The organism is Pseudomonas sp. R3.Fl, assembly GCF_023516765.1.
GTDB classification, from domain to species: Bacteria; Pseudomonadota; Gammaproteobacteria; order Pseudomonadales; family Pseudomonadaceae; genus Pseudomonas; species Pseudomonas citronellolis.
The window spans coordinates 5,925,657-5,945,293 of record NZ_JAMGSO010000001.1 but is presented as its reverse complement, the minus strand read 5'-3'; the positions used below and the strand labels follow the sequence as shown (position 1 = coordinate 5,945,293).

General features: G+C 56.2%; 14 protein-coding genes and 2 pseudogenes. 10 read left to right on the top strand and 6 right to left on the bottom strand.

Features of this window, described 5'->3' with window-relative positions; all coding sequences use genetic code 11:
- Nucleotides 1-637 precede the first annotated feature (637 nt).
- The 7 genes and pseudogenes from M8R19_RS26280 to M8R19_RS26250 form a co-directional block, all read left to right on the top strand.
- Nucleotides 638-3,526 carry a ribonucleoside-diphosphate reductase subunit alpha gene (locus M8R19_RS26280; RefSeq protein WP_249919317.1) on the top strand — a complete coding sequence of 963 codons (2,889 nt, stop codon included), beginning with the start codon at nt 638-640 and terminating at the stop codon, nt 3,524-3,526.
- Between the two features lie 217 nt (nt 3,527-3,743).
- Entirely contained in the window at nt 3,744-4,991 is a 1,248-nt protein-coding gene (locus tag M8R19_RS26275; RefSeq protein ID WP_074979739.1) for a ribonucleotide-diphosphate reductase subunit beta, read from the top strand.
- 330 nt (nt 4,992-5,321) lie between these two features.
- Nucleotides 5,322-5,693: a tyrosine-type recombinase/integrase gene (locus M8R19_RS26270; RefSeq protein ID WP_042929798.1), complete on the top strand. Its 372-nt coding sequence runs from the start codon at nt 5,322-5,324 to the stop codon at nt 5,691-5,693.
- Nucleotides 5,694-5,908: 215 nt separating this feature from the next.
- Nucleotides 5,909-8,599 (top strand): AAA family ATPase, encoded by a 2,691-nt coding sequence (locus M8R19_RS26265; RefSeq protein ID WP_042929796.1) that lies wholly within the window; start codon nt 5,909-5,911, stop codon nt 8,597-8,599.
- Nucleotides 8,600-8,623: 24 nt separating this feature from the next.
- Nucleotides 8,624-10,879: a hypothetical protein gene (locus tag M8R19_RS26260; protein WP_145923928.1), complete on the top strand. Its 2,256-nt coding sequence runs from the start codon at nt 8,624-8,626 to the stop codon at nt 10,877-10,879.
- Nucleotides 10,870-11,169: pseudogene (locus M8R19_RS26255) on the top strand (helix-turn-helix domain-containing protein); the annotation flags it as partial. The gene M8R19_RS26260 and the pseudogene M8R19_RS26255, both read left to right, overlap by 10 nt.
- Before the next feature lie 3 nt (nt 11,170-11,172).
- A pseudogene (locus M8R19_RS26250) lies at nt 11,173-11,316 on the top strand (DUF4158 domain-containing protein); the annotation flags it as partial.
- A 300-nt stretch (nt 11,317-11,616) separates the two neighbouring features.
- On the opposite strand, the gene M8R19_RS26245 reads toward M8R19_RS26250, so the two are convergent.
- Nucleotides 11,617-11,808, bottom strand: a complete 192-nt coding sequence (locus tag M8R19_RS26245; RefSeq protein WP_153562516.1) for a hypothetical protein — start codon at nt 11,806-11,808, stop codon at nt 11,617-11,619.
- Between the two features lie 76 nt (nt 11,809-11,884).
- Nucleotides 11,885-12,199 (bottom strand): hypothetical protein, encoded by a 315-nt coding sequence (locus M8R19_RS26240; protein ID WP_116424902.1) that lies wholly within the window; start codon nt 12,197-12,199, stop codon nt 11,885-11,887.
- Between the two features lie 449 nt (nt 12,200-12,648).
- On the opposite strand from M8R19_RS26240, the gene M8R19_RS26235 reads away from it, so the two are divergent.
- Nucleotides 12,649-13,104, top strand: coding sequence for a PaaI family thioesterase (locus tag M8R19_RS26235; protein WP_116424773.1), 456 nt, complete (start codon nt 12,649-12,651; stop codon nt 13,102-13,104).
- 157 nt (nt 13,105-13,261) lie between these two features.
- On the opposite strand, the gene M8R19_RS26230 is transcribed toward M8R19_RS26235, so the two are convergent.
- From M8R19_RS26230 to mblB, 4 genes are all read right to left on the bottom strand, one after another.
- Nucleotides 13,262-13,480: a hypothetical protein gene (locus tag M8R19_RS26230; RefSeq protein WP_145923929.1), complete on the bottom strand. Its 219-nt coding sequence runs from the start codon at nt 13,478-13,480 to the stop codon at nt 13,262-13,264.
- Between the two features lie 30 nt (nt 13,481-13,510).
- Complete coding sequence (locus M8R19_RS26225) at nt 13,511-14,245, bottom strand: hypothetical protein (RefSeq protein ID WP_147310753.1); 735 nt, start codon at nt 14,243-14,245, stop codon at nt 13,511-13,513.
- Nucleotides 14,246-14,336: 91 nt separating this feature from the next.
- Nucleotides 14,337-16,562 (bottom strand): anti-phage 6A-MBL system cap2_3 protein, encoded by a 2,226-nt coding sequence (cap2-3, locus tag M8R19_RS26220; RefSeq protein ID WP_061562283.1) that lies wholly within the window; start codon nt 16,560-16,562, stop codon nt 14,337-14,339.
- Nucleotides 16,559-17,749 (bottom strand): anti-phage 6A-MBL system MBL-fold protein, encoded by a 1,191-nt coding sequence (gene mblB, locus M8R19_RS26215; RefSeq protein ID WP_061562284.1) that lies wholly within the window; start codon nt 17,747-17,749, stop codon nt 16,559-16,561. The genes cap2-3 and mblB overlap by 4 nt, the downstream gene beginning before the upstream one ends.
- 130 nt (nt 17,750-17,879) lie before the next feature.
- Between mblB and M8R19_RS26210 the strand changes: the two genes are divergently transcribed.
- Together M8R19_RS26210 and M8R19_RS26205 are read left to right on the top strand one after the other, a co-directional pair.
- Nucleotides 17,880-18,761, top strand: coding sequence for a BrxR family helix-turn-helix transcriptional regulator (locus tag M8R19_RS26210; protein ID WP_079281391.1), 882 nt, complete (start codon nt 17,880-17,882; stop codon nt 18,759-18,761).
- Nucleotides 18,754-19,308 carry a hypothetical protein gene (locus M8R19_RS26205; protein ID WP_225617171.1) on the top strand — a complete coding sequence of 185 codons (555 nt, stop codon included), beginning with the start codon at nt 18,754-18,756 and terminating at the stop codon, nt 19,306-19,308. The genes M8R19_RS26210 and M8R19_RS26205 overlap by 8 nt, the downstream gene beginning before the upstream one ends.
- Nucleotides 19,309-19,637 lie beyond the last annotated feature (329 nt).

Genomic DNA, 19,637 nt, shown 5'->3' with positions numbered 1-19,637 from the left:
GCGGAACGCGATGGGGCAGGACCACAAGATATTGTGGTAGGGTTCACACCCTGACAGCCTCAGGCCAACTCCTGAATCTGTCAGTCGCTCATGACGAACGGTGAAAATCAGCAGCGGTGCGGCCTGGCGCGATCCCTACGCGATCACGCACACGCCACCCACAATTTATCCACAGGTTTCCCCCAGCCTCCCGCCTTGCAAAGCCTCCCATAGCGCATTATCTTGTATCCCCGTTGCGGATAACCCCTACATGTTGGGTCCGCAACCTGGAACCGGACACAAGAAGAAGCACGAGGTCGCGAGCCTTTTCCACGGCTCCTCCGGTTCCCCCAGCAGCTGCATCCAGGCGTACGAAAGTCCGACGCGGCGTAGGCCGCAAAGGAGTGATCGATGTCGATGGCCATGCGGTACGGGTGTTGCAACCGATCGGTCAACACCACTAGGTATTGTGGTTCCGGCCCGTAAAGCCGGACACCCGACTTGGGCCAGGGAGGCGCTTGAGTCCCCTTCCCCTGTTACGCAAGTTTTCATGCGGCCGGCCCCGCCGGACGCACACGCTCTTTATTGCTGTTTTTCCGGAGCGGCGCCCCCGGCGCCAGTGACAGAACCCACTAAGAGAATGTGGAGACAACCCCCCATGCAGACCGACACCACTCGCGAGAACCCGCAGGCCGCAGCGCCGCAGGCAGCCGAATCCGCCCAGGATCTGGCCGCCACCGCGCCCGGCCAGCTGCGCGTGATCAAGCGCAACGGCACCGTAGTTCCCTACACCGATGACAAGATCACCGTAGCCATCACCAAGGCGTTCCTCGCCGTGGAAGGCGGCACCGCTGCCGCCTCGTCGCGCATCCACGAAACCGTCGCGCGCCTGACCGAGCAGGTCACCGCGACCTTCAAGCGCCGCATGCCCTCCGGTGGCACCATCCACATCGAAGAAATCCAGGACCAGGTCGAACTGGCCCTGATGCGCGCCGGCGAGCAGAAAGTCGCCCGCGACTACGTGATCTACCGCGAAGCCCGCGCCAACGAGCGCAAGACCGCCAGCGCCGCCGGCGAAGTCGCCCAGCCGCACCCGAGCATCCGCATCACCAAGGCCGACGGCAGCACCCAGCCGCTGGACATGGGCCGCCTACAGACCATCATCCGCGAGGCCTGCGAAGGCCTGGCCGAAGTCGACGGCGGGCTGATCGAACGCGAAACCCTGAAGAACCTCTACGACGGCGTGGCCGAGAAGGACGTCAACACCGCCCTGGTGATGACCGCCCGCACCCTGGTGGAGCGCGAGCCGAACTACTCCTACGTCACCGCCCGCCTGCTGATGGACACCCTGCGCGCCGAAGCCCTGGGCTTCCTCGGCGTGGTCGAGAGCGCCACCCATCACGAAATGGCCGAGCTGTACGCCCGCGCCCTGCCGGCCTACATCGAGAAAGGCGTCGAGTTCGAACTGCTCGATTCCAAGCTCAAGGGCTACGACCTGGCCAAACTGGGCGCCGCGCTGAACCACGAGCGCGACCAGCAGTTCACCTACCTGGGCCTGCAGACCCTGTACGACCGCTACTTCATCCACAAGGACGGCATCCGCTTCGAACTGCCGCAGGTATTCTTCATGCGCGTGGCCATGGGCCTGGCCATCGAAGAGCCGCAGAAGGAAGAACGCGCGATCGAGTTCTACAACCTGCTGTCGTCCTTCGACTACATGTCGTCGACCCCCACCCTGTTCAACGCCGGCACCCTGCGTCCGCAGCTGTCCAGCTGCTACCTGACCACCGTGCCGGACGACCTGTCGGGCATCTACAGCGCCATCCACGACAACGCCATGCTGTCGAAATTCGCCGGCGGCCTGGGCAACGACTGGACCCCGGTGCGCGCGCTGGGCTCCTACATCAAGGGCACCAACGGCAAGTCCCAGGGCGTGGTCCCGTTCCTGAAAGTGGTCAACGACACCGCCGTGGCCGTGAACCAGGGCGGCAAGCGCAAGGGCGCCGTGTGCGCCTACCTGGAAACCTGGCACCTGGACATCGAAGAGTTCCTGGAGCTGCGCAAGAACACCGGTGACGACCGCCGCCGCACCCACGACATGAACACCGCGAACTGGATTCCCGACCTGTTCATGAAGCGCGTGTTCGAAGACGGCACCTGGACGCTGTTCTCCCCGGCCGACGTCCCCGACCTGCACGACCTCTACGGCAAGGCCTTCGAAGAGCGCTACGAGTACTACGAAGCCCTGACCCAGTACGGCAAGCTCAAGCTGCACAAGGTCGTCCAGGCCAAGGACCTGTGGCGCAAGATGCTCTCCATGCTGTTCGAGACCGGCCACCCGTGGCTGACCTTCAAGGACCCGTGCAACCTGCGCAGCCCGCAGCAGCACGTGGGCGTGGTGCACAGCTCGAACCTGTGCACCGAGATCACCCTGAACACCAACAAGGACGAGATCGCCGTCTGCAACCTGGGCTCGGTGAACCTGGTCAACCACATCGTCGACGGCAAGCTGGACGTCGAGAAGCTCGGCCGCACCGTGAAGACCGCGGTCCGCATGCTCGACAACGTCATCGACATCAACTACTACTCGGTGCCCCAGGCGGAGAACTCCAACCTCAAGCACCGTCCGGTGGGCCTGGGCATCATGGGCTTCCAGGACGCCCTGTACCTGCAGCACATCGCCTACGGCTCCGACGCCGCCATCGACTTCGCCGACAAGTCCATGGAAGCCATCAGCTACTTCGCCATCCAGGCCTCCTGCGACCTGGCCGAGGAGCGCGGCGCCTACGAGACCTTCGCCGGCTCGCTGTGGTCGCAAGGCATCCTGCCGATCGACTCGCAGAAGCTGCTGATCGAAGCCCGCGGCGCCAAGTACATCGAAGTCGACCAGAGCGAGAGCCTGGACTGGGCCCCGGTGCGCGAGCGCGTACAGAAAGGCATCCGCAACTCGAACATCATGGCCATCGCGCCGACCGCGACCATCGCCAACATCACCGGCGTGTCGCAGTCCATCGAGCCGACCTACCAGAACCTCTACGTGAAGTCGAACCTCTCCGGCGAGTTCACCGTGATCAACCCCTACCTGGTGCGCGACCTCAAAGCCCGCGGCCTGTGGGACCCGGTCATGGTCAACGACCTGAAGTACTATGACGGCTCCGTGCAGCAGATCGAGCGCATCCCGCAAGATCTGAAAGACCTGTACGCCACCGCCTTCGAAGTGGAGACCAAGTGGATCGTCGACGCCGCCAGCCGCCGCCAGAAGTGGATCGACCAGGCCCAGTCGCTGAACCTCTACATCGCCGGCGCCTCGGGCAAGAAGCTGGACGTGACCTACCGCATGGCCTGGTACCGTGGCCTGAAAACCACCTACTACCTCCGCGCCCTGGCCGCCACCAGCACCGAGAAGTCCACCATCAACACCGGCAAGCTGAACGCCGTGAGCTCGGTGATCGACGAGGGCCTGCAAGCCGCCCCGGCCGAGCCGAAACCGGCTCCGGTGCCGCAAGCCTGCAGCATCGATAACCCGGACTGCGAAGCCTGCCAGTAAGGAAGCAGCGGCCCTCGCCCGAGGGCCGCGTTTCCACGCAGCACGGATATCCCCTCTCTCTTCAGGGAGAGGGCTAGGGAGAGGGGCTCTTGTCCCCTCCTCCCCCAGACATAACAGCTTCCCCTCGTCATTCCCGCGGACGCGGGAACCCAGAGAAGGGAAGCCAAGCAAGCTTTAGCGTGCCCCCCATCACGCAACCAGACCAGGAGAGGAACCAATGCTGAGCTGGGACGAATTCGACAAAGAAGACCCCACCGAAGCCAAGGCCGCCCCGGCCGTGGCCAAAGCCGCCGCCCAGGCCGCCGACAAGCTGGACGACGAAGCCGCCGGCTCCGTGGAAGAAGCCCGCGCCGTCTCCGCCAGCGACTCCGACGCGGTCGCCCGCGCCAAGCAGGCCCTCGACGCCCTCGACATCCAGGAAGGCCTGGACGACCTCGAAGGCGCCTCCGCCCGCGTGCAGGTCGGCGACAAGCAGATGATCAACGCCCGCGCCGACCTCAACCAGCTCGTACCCTTCAAGTACGACTGGGCCTGGCAGAAGTATCTGGATGGTTGCGCCAACCACTGGATGCCGCAGGAAGTGAACATGAACGCCGACATTGCCCTGTGGAAGAGCAAGGACGGCCTGTCCGAGGACGAGCGCCGCATCGTCATGCGCAACCTCGGCTTCTTCTCCACCGCCGACTCCCTGGTGGCGAACAACCTGGTGCTGGCCGTGTACCGCCTGATCACCAACCCCGAATGCCGCCAGTACATCCTGCGCCAGGCCTTCGAGGAAGCCATCCACACCCACGCCTACCAGTACTGCATCGAGTCGCTGGGCATGGACGAAGGCGAAATCTTCAACATGTACCACGAGATCCCGAGCGTCGCGAAAAAGGCGTCCTGGGGCCTGAAGTACACCCGCTCGATCTCCGACCCGCAGTTCCAGACCGGCACCCCGGAAACCGACCGCCAGTTCCTGCGCAACCTGATCGCCTACTACTGCGTGCTCGAAGGCATCTTCTTCTACTGCGGCTTCACCCAGATCCTCTCCATGGGCCGCCGCAACAAGATGACCGGCACCGCCGAGCAGTTCCAGTACATCCTGCGCGACGAATCCATGCACCTGAACTTCGGCATCGACGTGATCAACCAGATCAAGATCGAAAACCCGCACCTGTGGGATGCCCAGATGAAGGACGAAGCCACGCAGATGATCCTGCAGGGCACCCAGCTGGAAATCGAATACGCCCGCGACACCATGCCGCGCGGCGTCCTGGGTATGAACGCAGCGATGATGGAGGACTACCTCAAATTCATCGCCAACCGCCGCCTGACCCAGATCGGCCTGAAGGAAGAATACCCGGGCACGACCAACCCGTTCCCGTGGATGAGCGAAATCATGGACCTGAAGAAGGAAAAGAACTTCTTCGAGACCCGCGTGATCGAGTACCAGACCGGCGGCGCGCTGAGCTGGGACTGACGGAAGTAGTCGTCATTTTTCACTAAGAATTGGAATTTATTCACTTCAAAGTGGAATAAACGCACCAAATGAGTGCGGAGTGTAACAAGCAAGAACCTTGGAGCCGTTAAGGATGGCGGTGAAGAGGAGCAGTCGAAAGGGCCGGAGTGCTGCTATGCACACCGGCCTTTTTTTGATGATGCCCGCCAAACGCAAGCGTCCGCCACACACCGAAAAATCTAAGCGGGCGTGGCCTATGTGTATAAAGCCACTCCCGGCACATCGCAGACAGGCTGCGTACGAGACTGAACGCTAGACTCAGACTGCCGCAGGAAAGGAGTCACCAGATGGATGCCAAGAACCTCGAAGTTCGCCGGCATGGCGCGCGGGGCCGTGTTTCGCCGCCTGGATCGCTGGGGGCACCTGAACAACAAGGCGCTGCACCCCGGCAGCCTGATCAGCCTGCTACGCCAGATATTGTTGCGCGCCGGTGTCCCGGCTGAGCTGTACACCAGTCATTCGCTGAGCCGCGGCTTCGCCACCTGGGCCACGGCCAATGGCTGGGATCTCAAAGCGCTGATGACCTACGTGGGCTGGAAGGACATTAAATCAGCGATGCGCTACACCGACCCGGCGATCTCCTTCGGTAGCCTCGCGGCGAGGCCAGCATTGGAATCCTCTGTGGGCACTTCGACGCATTTGCTCGCTCACATCGACAGGTGACAGGAGTGAAGGCACAGGGATAACTGATCGATCTGATTCCGGGGGGCGATGCTATGGCGCCTGGCAACAACCAGTTCGGGACGGATACCGAGGCAGAAGCATGCGGTATTTCTTGTGCGTAGCGGTCAGCTGATGGCCTCGATCTACCCCAGATGGCTACTTGCCATTTGTGCAGCCTCGTCCTTTAATCGGGTGCCCAGGCAAAGGAGACTGCTATGTCATTGCTGGACGAGATCATCGCGTGGACTGGTGGACTTAGGCCCTGGCAACAAGAGGCACTGCGCCGGATTTTTACGCGGCCCGAACTCGCCCAAGATGACATCGAAACCATCCTGCAAATGGTTCGCGAGCAAGAACGGGAAAATGCGACCACAGGGGCCACCAAACCATTCACATTGGATGACGTTCCGGGGGCCTGCAGTGGCGCCACCGTGCGACTGACCGGTGTCTCCGGGCTGGATCAGGTCAACGGTTTCCCTTCTGGTCGAGCATTTGACCTCGTGCCGGAGGGCATGACCATCTTTTTTGGTCACAACGGGGCCGGCAAATCCGGCTATGCCCGCGTCTTCAAGAACGCCTGCAAAGCCCGACATCGAGTGGAGGTGCTGCCCAACGCCTTTGGGGCCGCAACTCCACCTCGGCCTCCATCTGCTGAATTCTCCATCCTGGTGGATGGCACGCCGGAAACTGCGCGTTGGGTTCAGAGCGGGCCAGCCCATCCACATTTGAGCGCGGTATCGGTATACGACGTAGCCTGTGCCAACGACTATATCGATGCGGAAGGCACCCCGGCATTTCAGCCATACGGACTGATCCACCTGACGCGCCTGGTCCTGCTGCAGCGCGACTTGCAGACCCGGATTGGAGCTGAGCGCAATGCGTTGGTTCTGGATTCCCAGCAGTTCGAGCCGCTGAAGGGTAATACCGAAGTCGGCCGTTACATCGCCAGCCTGGGGGCAGACTCGGATCGCGCAGTACTGGTTCGATTGGGAACGCTCACTGACGAGGAACTCCGAAGGCTTGAGTTTCTGAAGCGGACACTGCTGGAAACCGATCCTACTCCCCAAGCGCTGGCCTTGGAGCGCCTGGCGACCCGCCTGGACCAAGCGCAACGCCGTGCCGAGGCGGCACAACGATGGGTGGGTGACCGGGCCATTGCGAGGGCAAAGGAACTCATCACCGCGGAAAAAGCTGCACACCTCGCCATGCAACTAGCACAAGCGCGCCTCCAGGGGCGGGGGACACAGGACACCACGGAACCACCAACATTGGCTTCACACACCGCCACTCTGTTAGAGGGCACCGGCGATGTGCTTTGGCAAACGATGTACCGGGCCGCTGAAGCCTTCTCTCAGCGGGCAGCATATTCCGGACATTTATTCCCGCACCTGGAACTCGACGCACGCTGCGTGCTCTGCCAGCAACCCTACTCAGTCGATGCAGCGGAACGCATGCGGCGTTTTGCAGCTTTTATCTCGGATACTGCGACAGCAGATGCACAAACAGCCAACGATGCCCGTATGACCGCTCTGGGGAAAGTGAAGGCCGTTGACCTCAGCATCCTGGATGCGCCCACGCTGGCTGAAGTGGCGGAGCGGCTCCCCGATCTACACGCCACCATTACTACAGCGGCCTCGGTTTGGGCCGTCCGGCACACTTGGGTCAGTCAAACATTGGAAGCGGGAGACTGGTCTCCTGAATCAGAGCCACTTTCACCGGAAGCGAACCTAGACAGTGAGTTCGCCAGCAAGGCTGCTTCGCTGCGCGCTGACGCCAGTACCCTCCGGACCTCCACCGATCCTGCTGTGCGTTTAGCGCTGAGCCAAGAACTGGCAGACCTGGATGCGCGTCAGCGCCTTTCCGGCCAGCTCGGCGCGGTGGAGCGCTTCATTCAGGACAAGCAGACTCATGCTGTGTTAAGCCGCTGTCATGCAGCCCTAAATCCTGGAACGGTATCACGCAAGCTGACGGCTCTGGCCGCGACGTATGTAACCGAGGCATTGGCCGCCGCCATGAATGCCGAATTGAAAGCCTTGGGCTATAAACGCCGAGTGCAACCCGACCTGACCGGACGCACGGAGCTGGGGGTGACCAAGGTTACCCTACGCCTGCAGGAAATCACGGCGAAGGCTTCTAAAGTGCTTTCCGAGGGGGAACAGCGTGCTTTGGGGATGGCCATGTTCATCGCCGAACTCGAATCTCTGCCACATACCTCGACGGTCATTTTTGACGACCCCTCAACCTCTCTAGACCATGTTTATCGTCGGGCCATCGCTCGGCGTTTGGTTGCGCTAGCCGAGACCCGCCAGGTGTTGGTGTTCACACATGACGCGGTATTCCTGACCGAACTGGCCATGGCACTTCAGCGCGCTGATCGCCCGGCCAGTTACAAGACCATTGGTTGGGATGAGTCGCCAGGACTGGTAAGCGAAGGGCTAACATGGGCCACGATGGACACCAAAGCCCGCCTGGCTGATCTGCGTGATCGTGCGAAAGCGTTGAGCGCTCCGGAAGACAGCTACCCGGATGATGAACTTGAGCGGCAAATCGCTGCGGGCTACTCAAGCCTCAGAGGTACCGTCGAGCGCGCCATCCGGGAAGTTTTCCTGAACAATACGGTTCAACCGTTCAGCGACGTGGTGAGCGTCGAGGCCTTTGGCGCCGTCATCGGCCACCCTGCAGATGAGTGGGAGAAGATGCTGGCGGTTTATGCTCGGGCTTGTGAAGCCACTGAGGCCCATGACACCCCGGGTGAACGCCAACTGCCACTGCCCACGCGCGAGGAATTGCACAGCGACATCACTCTGATCTTGGAGCTAATCAACGAAGCGGCCAAGCGGCGAACCGCCTACGAAAACCTACGCAGGGAACGAACCGCACAACGCAAGAAGCTTTTCGGTGGCTAGTGAGTAATTGAAAAGGATTTTCAAATGACAAGAAAATCATATGTAAGTGAATCTGATTTAGCGGAGCGGATTTTTGAAGAAGAACATTTTCGAGATATAAGATTCGCTATCAGTTATTTTATCCCGCACTTTCGTGAGTACAATACGGAAACTTTCTTTCTAGCGTATTGGCCTGAAGTTGTAAAATCCAGATGGCTGTTAGATTTTGCAGCAAAACTTCCATTTGATGTAAGAGAGATCAAGGCCAGTAGGAAAAGCGTGGCAACTGCTAGAGCTTCTGGCATAACTAGCTTTGTGTGCATACCAGTTAATATCGAGTCAATGTACACGCACGCAAAGTCAACTCCAGTATTAAAAATAGTGCTATCCGACGAGCGAATGTATCTCCCCGTCAAAGACTTCCTCTCGAGCGAGTACGGGAATGGGTTCTTGCACATATCTACCGCAAAATCAGCGAGCAAGGAAGAAAGGGATTTTAGTCCAAGAAAAATAGGTAACTATGCCATAGCAAGAGCTCTTGCTCTTCTAGAAGACGGTAGAGTGCCGCAAGAGTTTTTTGAGGCAGTAAGTGAAGTGCTAGGGCCCAAGAAAAAGTCTTGGAAGCGATTAGCTTTCCCTGGCTATCGTCATGGGCTGACATATGCAAATGAATTGATAGCCGAAAGTTTATGCTTGGACATTGTCCGCGAGGGGAGACTCATGCCCAGCGGCAATGAAAACTACATCCCGGCGATACTACGTAGTAGTCGAGCGCTATGGGGGAGCAGATCGAGCCTGACAGATAACGCTTCTACTGAAAACCGTTTATGTATCAGTGTAGAGCCGATTCTATGGAGAATCTACAAGGTAGATTTAGATAAGCTATTCCCTGATGGCTCTCTAAAAAAAGAACTTGTCGCCGCCCTCAGAATCTATGTTAACTCAGCTGTAAAGTCTGAGAATTACATTAGAAGATTGGTTGGCTATCAATCAGAAGCGATAGCTGCCATAACCTCAGATTCTGTGGGGAAAACTTTTATTTCGCTACATCGGCAAGAGCTTGAGTTGTTCAATATCTCCTTGGGCATATTGGGCTTGTCTGATTTATTTCCGATCATCCGAATTGAGCCTAAAATAAATAAGATCAAAGGCGATTTAATCAATCTAGCCAATTGCGCCAGAGGGAATGGCTGTCATGCCAATTTTAAATTAAACAAGCTCGGAATGACACTTAAGGAGCGAATGCTCTTGTTGGTTGACAAGCGATTTTTGTCTTTTTTTAAAGAAAAGCTTCCCGAGTTTTCCGGGGTGTCTATAGTAACTGATTTACCACTTGAATGGCTTCCGCTGAGGGGGTTGCCATTGATGTTAAGATGTGACGTCAGCCGGATACCAGCAACTCCAGGCAATATAAACTTACTCCAAACCCTTAGAAGTCGACATAAGACAATAGCTCTCTCTGACTTTGATGAGATATTGATTGTTCGATCTTTCTCGGAAAGCGACAAAATCAAATACACTCTTGAAACCACTCTTCAGCATTGGACCAACATGCATGAGGAATATCCAAAATACAGGATTGTTGATATTGAGTCATCTGAAGAATTTGTTGCTATAATTAATAGCTTCAAAGGGGCGCTGATGATTTTTGATGGTCACGGCTCACTAAAAACAGATTCTGCTATGGGCTCAATTATAGTTGGGGGCGAGGAATTAAATGTTTGGGAGTTACAGAGCCAGATCAATATGCCTCCTATTGTATTGCTCAGTGCTTGCGATACTATTCCAGTAGATGGCGGACACGGAGCAACCGCTAGCGGTATGCTTGCACTAGGAGCTATGACAGTGCTTGGAACGCTTCTACCTGTGAACGCTGTTCAATCCGCCTCCTTCATTGCTCGACTTCTATTCCGCATGTCAATGCTGCTTCCAATGGTGGTAAAAAATGTAAGCTACATGCCTTGGCGAGGGCTCATGAGCGGAATGCTGCGAATGACTTTTTGCACAGAGCTAATCGAAAATTTAATTAATGAGGCAAAAATAATTAATATAATAGATCGCCCCGGCATTCAACTGATTGCAAATAATGCTATTAACTCTATGTCTGCTGACTGGTATGAACAGGTTGTTGCGGAGATTTGTAAAAGATCAGTCGCTGAGGAAAAGGAGACTGTAGAGCGGTGCAAGTTTTGGGGAAGCATGGTAGATACCTTGAAATATACTCAGCTTGGGCGGCCTGAAAATATAAAACTGAGATCGAAAAATATTCACGAAGCTGCCGATCTCCTCATGAACTCCTGAAGGAGGGCCTAGTATTCGCTGGTGAGGACTCGCCGATGACCAACCTAATGCTGTCGATGATGGGGGCCTTTGCTGAATTCGAGCGCACCCTGATCCGTGATCGGCAGCGCGAAGGTATTGTCCTGACGAAGCAACGCGGCGCGTATCGGGGCCGCAAGAAAGCCCTGTCCGACGAGCAAGCTGTTACCCTGCGGCAGCGGGTGAGGGCCGGCCAGTCCAAGGCGCAACTCGCCCGTGAATTCAACATCAGCCGGGAAACCCTCTATCAGTACCTCCGCACGGACGATTGATACATGCCGCGTCGCTTGATCCTCTCAGCCACGGGGCGGGATAGCCTGCTCGCGCTGCCGGAAAGCCAGGATGACCTGGTCCGTTACTACACCTTCAACGACTCCGATCTGTCGCTGATTCGCCAGCGGCGCGGCGACGCCAACCGCTCGCCAGGTACTGAGGTCAACTATGGCCCATGTCCTCGTCACGTGATGTCATCGTAGGTATTTTGACGTGCGGTTCTCGCATGCGACTCCGAACTCGAGATCAGTCGCTCATTAGTAACGGTACTCTTGCGGCGAAAAGCGCCCCTTGCAGCCAAACAGCAACTTGGCCGTGAACTTTTCCAGGCAGGCCATCCACCTCCGCTGGTGCATGCTGCTCGAAGTATGCCCGCTGCGCCTCAGGCAGGGTGGCGCGGTGCGCCAGGTAGGCCGCCACCGTCATAGCCGCGAACGTCATAACGCTCATCCACGGAGCGCAAGACAGTGCGATAGGTGGCTGCGACGATAGGCAATGATCTGGTCGGCAAACACGGCAGGGCTGAGGCCAAAGATCTCGGCATAGTGCTCAACCGAATAGGGCGCCTCGTTCGTGGGACGCAGGCAGTCGATCAGCTCGGCGACCGATAGCGCCGCTGGCTGGAGTACTCCCTTCATGGCTTATTCCTCCTGCCGCCTTTCGCTCACCGCATATCCGCATGCCAGCGCTGGGCAAAGCCCTCGTAGCAGGAAATCAGGAGGTCGTGCTACCGCAGTCATTGAAGAAATCATCGCGAGCAAGGCGTCCAAAATGGCTGAGCTCTTGGTCCTCATCGCCGAACATGAAGCTCACCATGCGCTCTCGCCTGAGCCCGGAAAGCACCCTAAAAAAGCAGGGCTCGCACAGATGGACCTCATAGCGCTCACCATCATGGGACGAGCCATAACCCCAACTGGCGCGAAGAGTACCAAATTGCAATCCATACCCTTCAACACGCGTGCTATCGCCACAAACGTCGCATAGGACATCTCTGACCGATTCGGTCTGTTCCATAGCTGTGATCTTCATTGAGAACCTCCTGCTCGGGTACATGTACGACATCGTTTATCCGACACACGATACTCCTTCAGGTGCCTTGCACGGTGGGGTTATGTGCTCCCCGAAAACGGCCCTTCGGTGCTCCGGACCAGCGGCAGAACTCAGCAGAGATTTTCACACAGCTTGGGCCGCATTCAGGCATTCACCGGTCCGAGGCCGGTATTGAGCCATTTCAAACACAGACGGCATACTGCCTTCCGTCATCGAATGAGTGAAAGTGAACAGGCACAAAGCCTGTCTCGCCTCCGATGAGCTCTTCGAACAACCTTTCACACAGCCCTGAGCCTCGCTGCAATCCAAGTGTCCCCACATGCGCATTCTCACAATTTAATAGATGACCACCAGCAGATTGCTCTGATACGTTGCGACAGGAAGGCAATATCAATGTGCGTTTACGACCAATCAAAAGAAGGAACGGTATGTTGGCAACTCAGGATCACTATCCGGAGGAGTTCGCACACTGCTATGACTGCGGCACGGAGAATGAAAATGGCCACAAGCTGAAGAGCTACCTAATCGGGGACGTGGTGCAAGCACGATTTCTTCCCGACCCGATGTACAGCGGTGGTTATCCAGGCAATGCCTACGGCGGACTGATTGCATCGCTCCTCGATTGCCACGGTGCCGCAAGCGCAGCCGCCTTCTGCTATCTAGCTGAGAATCGCCAGATGGGCGACGAGGTTGAGGCGATTCGATTTGTCACCGGAACACTCACGGTTGTTTATCGCAAGCCAACCCCGCTCTGTGTCGAGTTGAGTCTCGAGGGGAAGCTTAAGTCTCTGGAGGGTAGAAAGGCGATTATAGAACTTTCTCTGAGTGCCAATGGCCAAGTGTGTGCCACGGGAGAGATGATTGTATTTCGCTTTAACGCGTGAGCGTAAGAGTCAGCACGAGATTAAAACTAAAACCAGAAGCCATCATACGACCGTTCGGTGGGTTCTGTTGTATTTGTGGTACAGATGTCGTCGCTTCCAATGCCTCTTGCTAAAACTCGGCCCAGGATGCGACGTCTCCGCATAGCTTTGCTGGCATTCATCCATCAGTATCTGCCTGTGCCAAAATTGTCACGCCGAACTCGACTACGGTGTCCGTAGCCTGCGTATGAAAGACATCACGATCGTCCCTGAGCACGTGATTGACGAACAGCTCATCATTATCATAGCTAGGTGACTCTTTGCCGATGGTGAACAGATTGATAGTTCGAAAACACAAATGAGAAGCAAGTATCTGCACAGCACGGACGAGGCTCAACGAGAAACCTGGCAAACCATCACCTAGACGTCAATCCCAATTGAAGAAAACAAGAGCAGCAGTACTAATTAAAAAGACAACCAAAAACAAAAGGACTATTGGTCGCTTCGGGAACAACCTCAAATTAAGCCGAGCCCAAAGTATCGGCATGGCGACAATAGAAATCGCAAACAGAGCTACTGGTGCTGCGTACACCCAGGCAAACAGGTATAGGCACGCAAGCGATATAATAAAGATACTCCCCAGAACAAGAGCACTTTGAAGTAAACCAACAGGAATAGCACCACCCCACAAGTAGCCATAATCACGAGCAATCAGAGATGCGATACCTTGGGTGACATTTATATTCAATAGCATATCTCCCATTGGCAGCATCAGGCAGGAACCCCCAAAAAATCCGGCAATCCCCAGAAACTCCCGAATAATTATTCTATGTCGGAGAACCCAAAATAAAGACCCTGTAAGTAGCACAGCCCCAAGAAACGTGGTAACTAAAGCGAAGCCGATACCATCCAGCCTCCAACGAAACCAGCCTGCGATTAGAATCATTAAAAAAGAAAAGAAAGCCAATCCACCAAAGACCTTGGCGACCCAAACCAATACCACCGAGACTTGCGAACGCCTAGCTATAGAGATCATCGAAAAATAACCACGATCAACCTCTTGCATAAACTGCCTAGCCTTTTCGGTTTGAAGTAGCATGTCCCCCATGAAAAACATACCAGATATTGAGTTCAACAAATACCAAAAGACTTTCAAGAACACCTCCAAACTCCAAGCAATCAATCACCTAGCGCAGGACTAAATCCCCCCCCCTACAGCATAATCTATGCGCGCTGCTTGCCTGCGGAGTGCGCTAACGCACAAGGAATGACTCCTCATCCCTGGCGACAATGACCATCAAGGCAGGGAGGCCCTCCGCACTCATCTTGCGGTGCAACGTATCGAGCAATTTCTCATCATCTTGGCTTGGGCGAGAAGAACAACCATCTGGGTGGGAATGCCATTCGCCAATATAGTCCACCACTCGCGCAGTTCGGCGGTGCACCTCCTCAAGCATCTCTTGCTGGCCCTCTTCCCCTCTAATGAAATGACTGGAGCTAGCCCGACTATCACTCGGAGTGGGAAGCACGTCGACAACAACAATAGTCTTGGACTTAAAATCCGTGACACCTAGGACGCTTCCACCAGTTTCATTAGGAAGAGCCGCAACCCGAGCGTGCCTGAGCTTCTCGACCAAGAAAGTATCGTATTTAATTGTCCAGCCGTTCGACTCCCGGGAAACTACGTCCCATACCGGCACTTCATGAGCAGACACTGCTCCGGAATGCTCCTCATAGGTCCAGATGCAGAGGCGCGCGTCCGGCCTAAGCACCGACTGCCGCAGCTGACGCGACAGAATACCTGCGTGGGTATGAACACTCTCATTGGACATCCGTACCGAAATATCTCGGCATCCACCACCGACCCAGCGATCGCCCAAGTGATTGGCTAAATGTGTGCTACCCCATTCGCTGGTCAAAATCGCCCGGTAGTACTGTCCCTCGAGTCCATCGATGCGTTGCTTTCGATCCTGGTCTTCAAGAATCATCACGCTCGAAAGCCCCGACGGCGCCAGGAAAAGGCTCACCGTACGAGGTGCATCCTGCATATGAGCCAGCTCGCGAGGAACTTCGAAGGTAGTCGTAACGTCGACGACGAGTTGAGCTTTATCCAATGCGGCATGGACCTGTTCGTCATCGGCGACAATGCTTTTTGCAATGGCAACTGGCGCCAGTTCATTGGGGTAAATGTCCCGTGCAAATGCGCGCATGACGTCAGCTTTAAGAAAGCCGATGCAGTCATCGGATGCTAGGTGACGACTGAGGTTGTGTGGCATGAGCCGATCCGGATCGACATACGTCCACCGCCCCCAGCCCTGACGAACCCAGAGGTCAGCCAAAGCACTACCTAGCGCACCTACACCGGCTAAGACTCCGTCGAACTGTGCGCTCTCTGGCTCCACCGCAGACAGCTCTCGAGCGAATTGTGCAGTGAGAGCCGAACGCACCTCTACCGGCAATAGCGGCAGGGAGCGCCATCCAGAGCCCCGGTACCCATCAAGCAGAGCGATCCGCAAGCGACGACCATTCTGATCGGGCATACCAAGCATCTCAAACGCATCAGCAAGCTCAAGCAGGGACGAAGTCATCAAGTAACCGATCACATCTGCCCGCTCGAGAGCCCCAGCGCGAGTGCGAGGAACCCACAGGAGGATCAACATCCCCTCACCAGCCCCGTCAGCGAGCACAACACCATCTGGGATGGCGTCAAAGACACTGGTGTACAACTGTTCTGCTAGATCGCTCCCCCAGGCCTCCAACTGCTCCTGCAATGAACCAAGCGTGCCAGGCAGAGCAACCACTGCGGTTGAATCCACGGGTGGCACGTTGATGGAGATTACCCTAACGGCTTTGGATTGATTTGACGGATCAGCTGGTACAGCCCGAAGGATGATCGATTCTTCTGACGGCACCCTCAAAAAGTTAAGTGCCTGATCATCTGAGGCGATGTAATCCGCATAATTGGCAGGAAGAATCAGCTGGCAGGGGCTCATATAGAAAAGCGGCTCGAGAGGCTGATCCTCCCGATGTAGTTTGAGTTGTGCCGACTCTCTTAGCCACCAGAACATCCGTGCAATGAAGCGCTGTGGCGTCCAACCGCGCTGCACTGCTGCCCATGCAGAATCATACAAGCAGAGCATCCTAGGACGCCCAAGCACGGTCGGGTGCTGATGTGAGAGCGCAGGAAAATCCTTACGCAGCGTGTGTACCAAAATAGGTACCCGATACTGCGGATTGATCCCTATTGCCAAGCGCTCTCGTCGACGAATGCCAGCGGGGTTTCCAGAGTCTACGGTGCCGTCGCCAGCATCAATGATAATGTAATCCGTGCGAGCCCCATCAATCGTCTCACACCGCAATTCGCGTACATCGATGTGCGGGCTCGCACGACAAGCGTTCAGAAGCGTGATCGTCTCGGGATAGAGTGCATCCTCCTGGAAGCACGCCACAGCGTCGCCGAGCTCGAAGTACTCGATCATTTTCCGCTTCCAGCCCGCGGCGCGACTGCAGCCGCTACCGAAGTCGTTGCAGCCCCAGCCAGGACCGCCGCCACAGTGGCCCGCCTGACTGTACCGCCCGACTCCACCGTGAACTCCAGAACTGCTTCATCCTTCAGATCTCCCGTGCAGCCAAACCAGCCATCCACCCCGTCCAGGATATCCTTGTACTCACGCTTTGCACGAATGTTCGGCGGGTCGATGTCGTCGTCGAGAATCTCTTTGCTACTGGAGACAATGGTTGCGCCACTACGGGCTTGGCCAAGGGCATTACGCGCACCTTCGTTGAGCCTGGCGTCCTCCCCATTCTCCGACCAACTGTCGTAAGACAGGGTGCGCCAAGAGCAATGGTGGGGAGCAAGAAGTAGATCGTACTCAAGGGTCTCAGGGGACCGCTCAAAACGATCCCACAGGCGCTCCCAGATAAGCACCGCTGCGTCACCGCCAATCAGGAAACGAGCCTTAGAAGGCGAATACGCCGATTGAGAGATCTCCATATTCATGACAACGCTGGACTCATTCTTGCTGAGCTGCTCCTCGAGCGCCTCATCATCGTCATGCGGCGTCGGGGCCAGCAGGTGAGCTCTAAAAAATGCAGAGCAATCCTCTCCGTCAATTCGGCTGAACTTGTCGCCCGACTTGATGACAATCGATCCAAGGTCGTCAGTCTTACCCTTGATGTCCTCTCCCATGATGAGGATACGGTTGCCGGTGCTGGCACTCCTATAGGTACGCCAGTATTTGACCCTGCGCCGGGCTTCCTTGTCGAATGCCCCGGCATCGTTACACAGCGTATGGTTTGCTGAGCGACGACGGAAAATCAGGGGCGAAGACCAGATCTCACCGATCAGGATGCGCCTGTCAGCCTGATCCAGATCGTCGTCGGGATAATCGGCGGGATCACCCAGCCAGAAATGCTTAATCAGACCTCGACAGTGGTCCTGGTCGGGGTGACTCAGCAGAAACACATCAACAAACGGACGTCCGTCCTTGTCGATCATCAGCCGCTTGCGAAGCGCCTTTGCGACGTCTGGCGTCTCATCATCAGGATCATCAGCTGCTGCACGAATATTGCTGTCAATGAGAATAGTTGTAACACGCGTGTCCGCGAGACGAACAAGCGTCATGTCACCATTGCCGACTTGGAAAAATGTGATCTTCGCCGCCATAAAACCCTCCCCGGGTCGCTACGCGAGCTTGAGAAAGCCAACAGGCACGCTAAGATACGCATAGAAAAACTACCCGTCTAGACTTTATGCGACTATTTTTTATGCCCACAATTACTTTAGCGGAACGCCTATGACCAGTCCAACAGCTCGCACCGGACGCTGGGGACAAGATCGTCGCCTGGAGTTCATCGATTTTCGATTGCTTTGGGAGGGGCGGCTTAACCGCTCTGATCTGACGACCTTCTTCCGGATATCGGTACCCCAGGCATCACTTGACCTTGCGGCTTATCAAGAGCTGGCGCCAGGCAATATGGTCTATGACCGCACGCTGAAGACCTACGTGGCCACTTCAGCATTTCGGCCCGTCCTGACTAATCCAAGCAGCAGCCATTACCTCAATGAACTGCTGTTGCGAGAGACTGGTACGGTCGCTGCCAGTGACAGCTTCGTTGGGTGGGCACCACCAGTGGCAAGCCTGCCCTCACCTACCCGACAGGTCGACGCGCAAATACTCATACATCTGATCAGAGCGATCCAAAGAAGTGAGGCGCTCACCGTTGACTATCGCTCAATGACTCACTTCGATGAGCCGACACTACGAACCATTTACCCGACGTCGTTTGCAAGCGACGGCTTCCGGTGGCACGTCCGAGCATTCTGTTTCAGGTCGCTCATTTTCAAGGACTTTGTACTGGGGCGAATTACAGAGGTCATCAACTCCTCCCCCCCCCCCTCACCTATCCCACGAGATGCAGAGTGGGAAACATTGATCGACGTAGTCATCGGACCCAATCCGACTTACCCCCCTAATAAGCGCCGAGCGATTGAGCACGACTACCAAATGGTAAATGGAGAAACCAAGCTTCGTGCCCGCAAAGCCCAGCTCTACTACCTCAATCGCCGCCTGAACTTGAATCTCAAGGCGGGCGACCCCGTGAATGACTCCCAGCAAATCGTCATGCTTCGCATCGAGGAACATATTCCTATAGGGGAGGCACAGCAAAATGAGTGATAACGGCGTAACAGGGGACGCTCCAGCCAAGCACATATGGATGATCCTAGGGATCCTGTTCTATCTATTGGGCTGGCTCATCTTCGCAACCTACTCGATAGGTGCCATGGCATTAGGTTGGTTACCAGTCCCCTACGCGCCATTGCGCGTGCCGCTCATGTGTGGCGCTATCGCTTATGTGGGCGGGGCGCTGTATTGCTTCCGGGCGATATACCTAAACAAATGCGTTCATAAGCGTTGGGACCCAGACTGGCACATCTGGTATTTCATTCGCCCCATCACCAGCACTATTGCCGGGGCAGTCAGTTTTCTATTCCTCAAAGCTGGCCTCCTTGTGCTGGAGTCGAGCTCAAAGGCCGACGCAAGCGAGATTGGTTTCTTCGCCCTTGCATTCATCGCCGGTTTCAACGTCGACAAGTTCGTTGCAAAAATTGAAGAGGTAGCGAAGGCCGTTTGGGGGATTGACAAATCAAGAAGCGCCAAAACCCTTGCCGGAGAACCAACGCCGCCGCCCAGCGGAACATCCACGCCTTCCAAGACACCCTGATCGTTAGTATGTGCAAAATCACAGATACTTTGGTGATCTAGAGTGAAAAATATGTATATCTGACTACTTCGAGATCGACTTTCTTTATGTCGAAACCGCGAAAGTGAAGATGTAACCACGTTGCTCTATTTGCGTCATTTGTCACTATGAGCTGGAATTTTTCACTTCAAGGGGGCATGTTAGGGACAGCACCGGAATCGCTCTGACAAAGCCCATCGACACCGCTTCCCGTCGTTGCCCATGGGACTTCATTAGAAAACTTTCCCCTCCTCTGCCAGAGCCTCATCGAGGATCGAAAGGATCTGGTCGGCCTGTTCGCGGTCGATGGT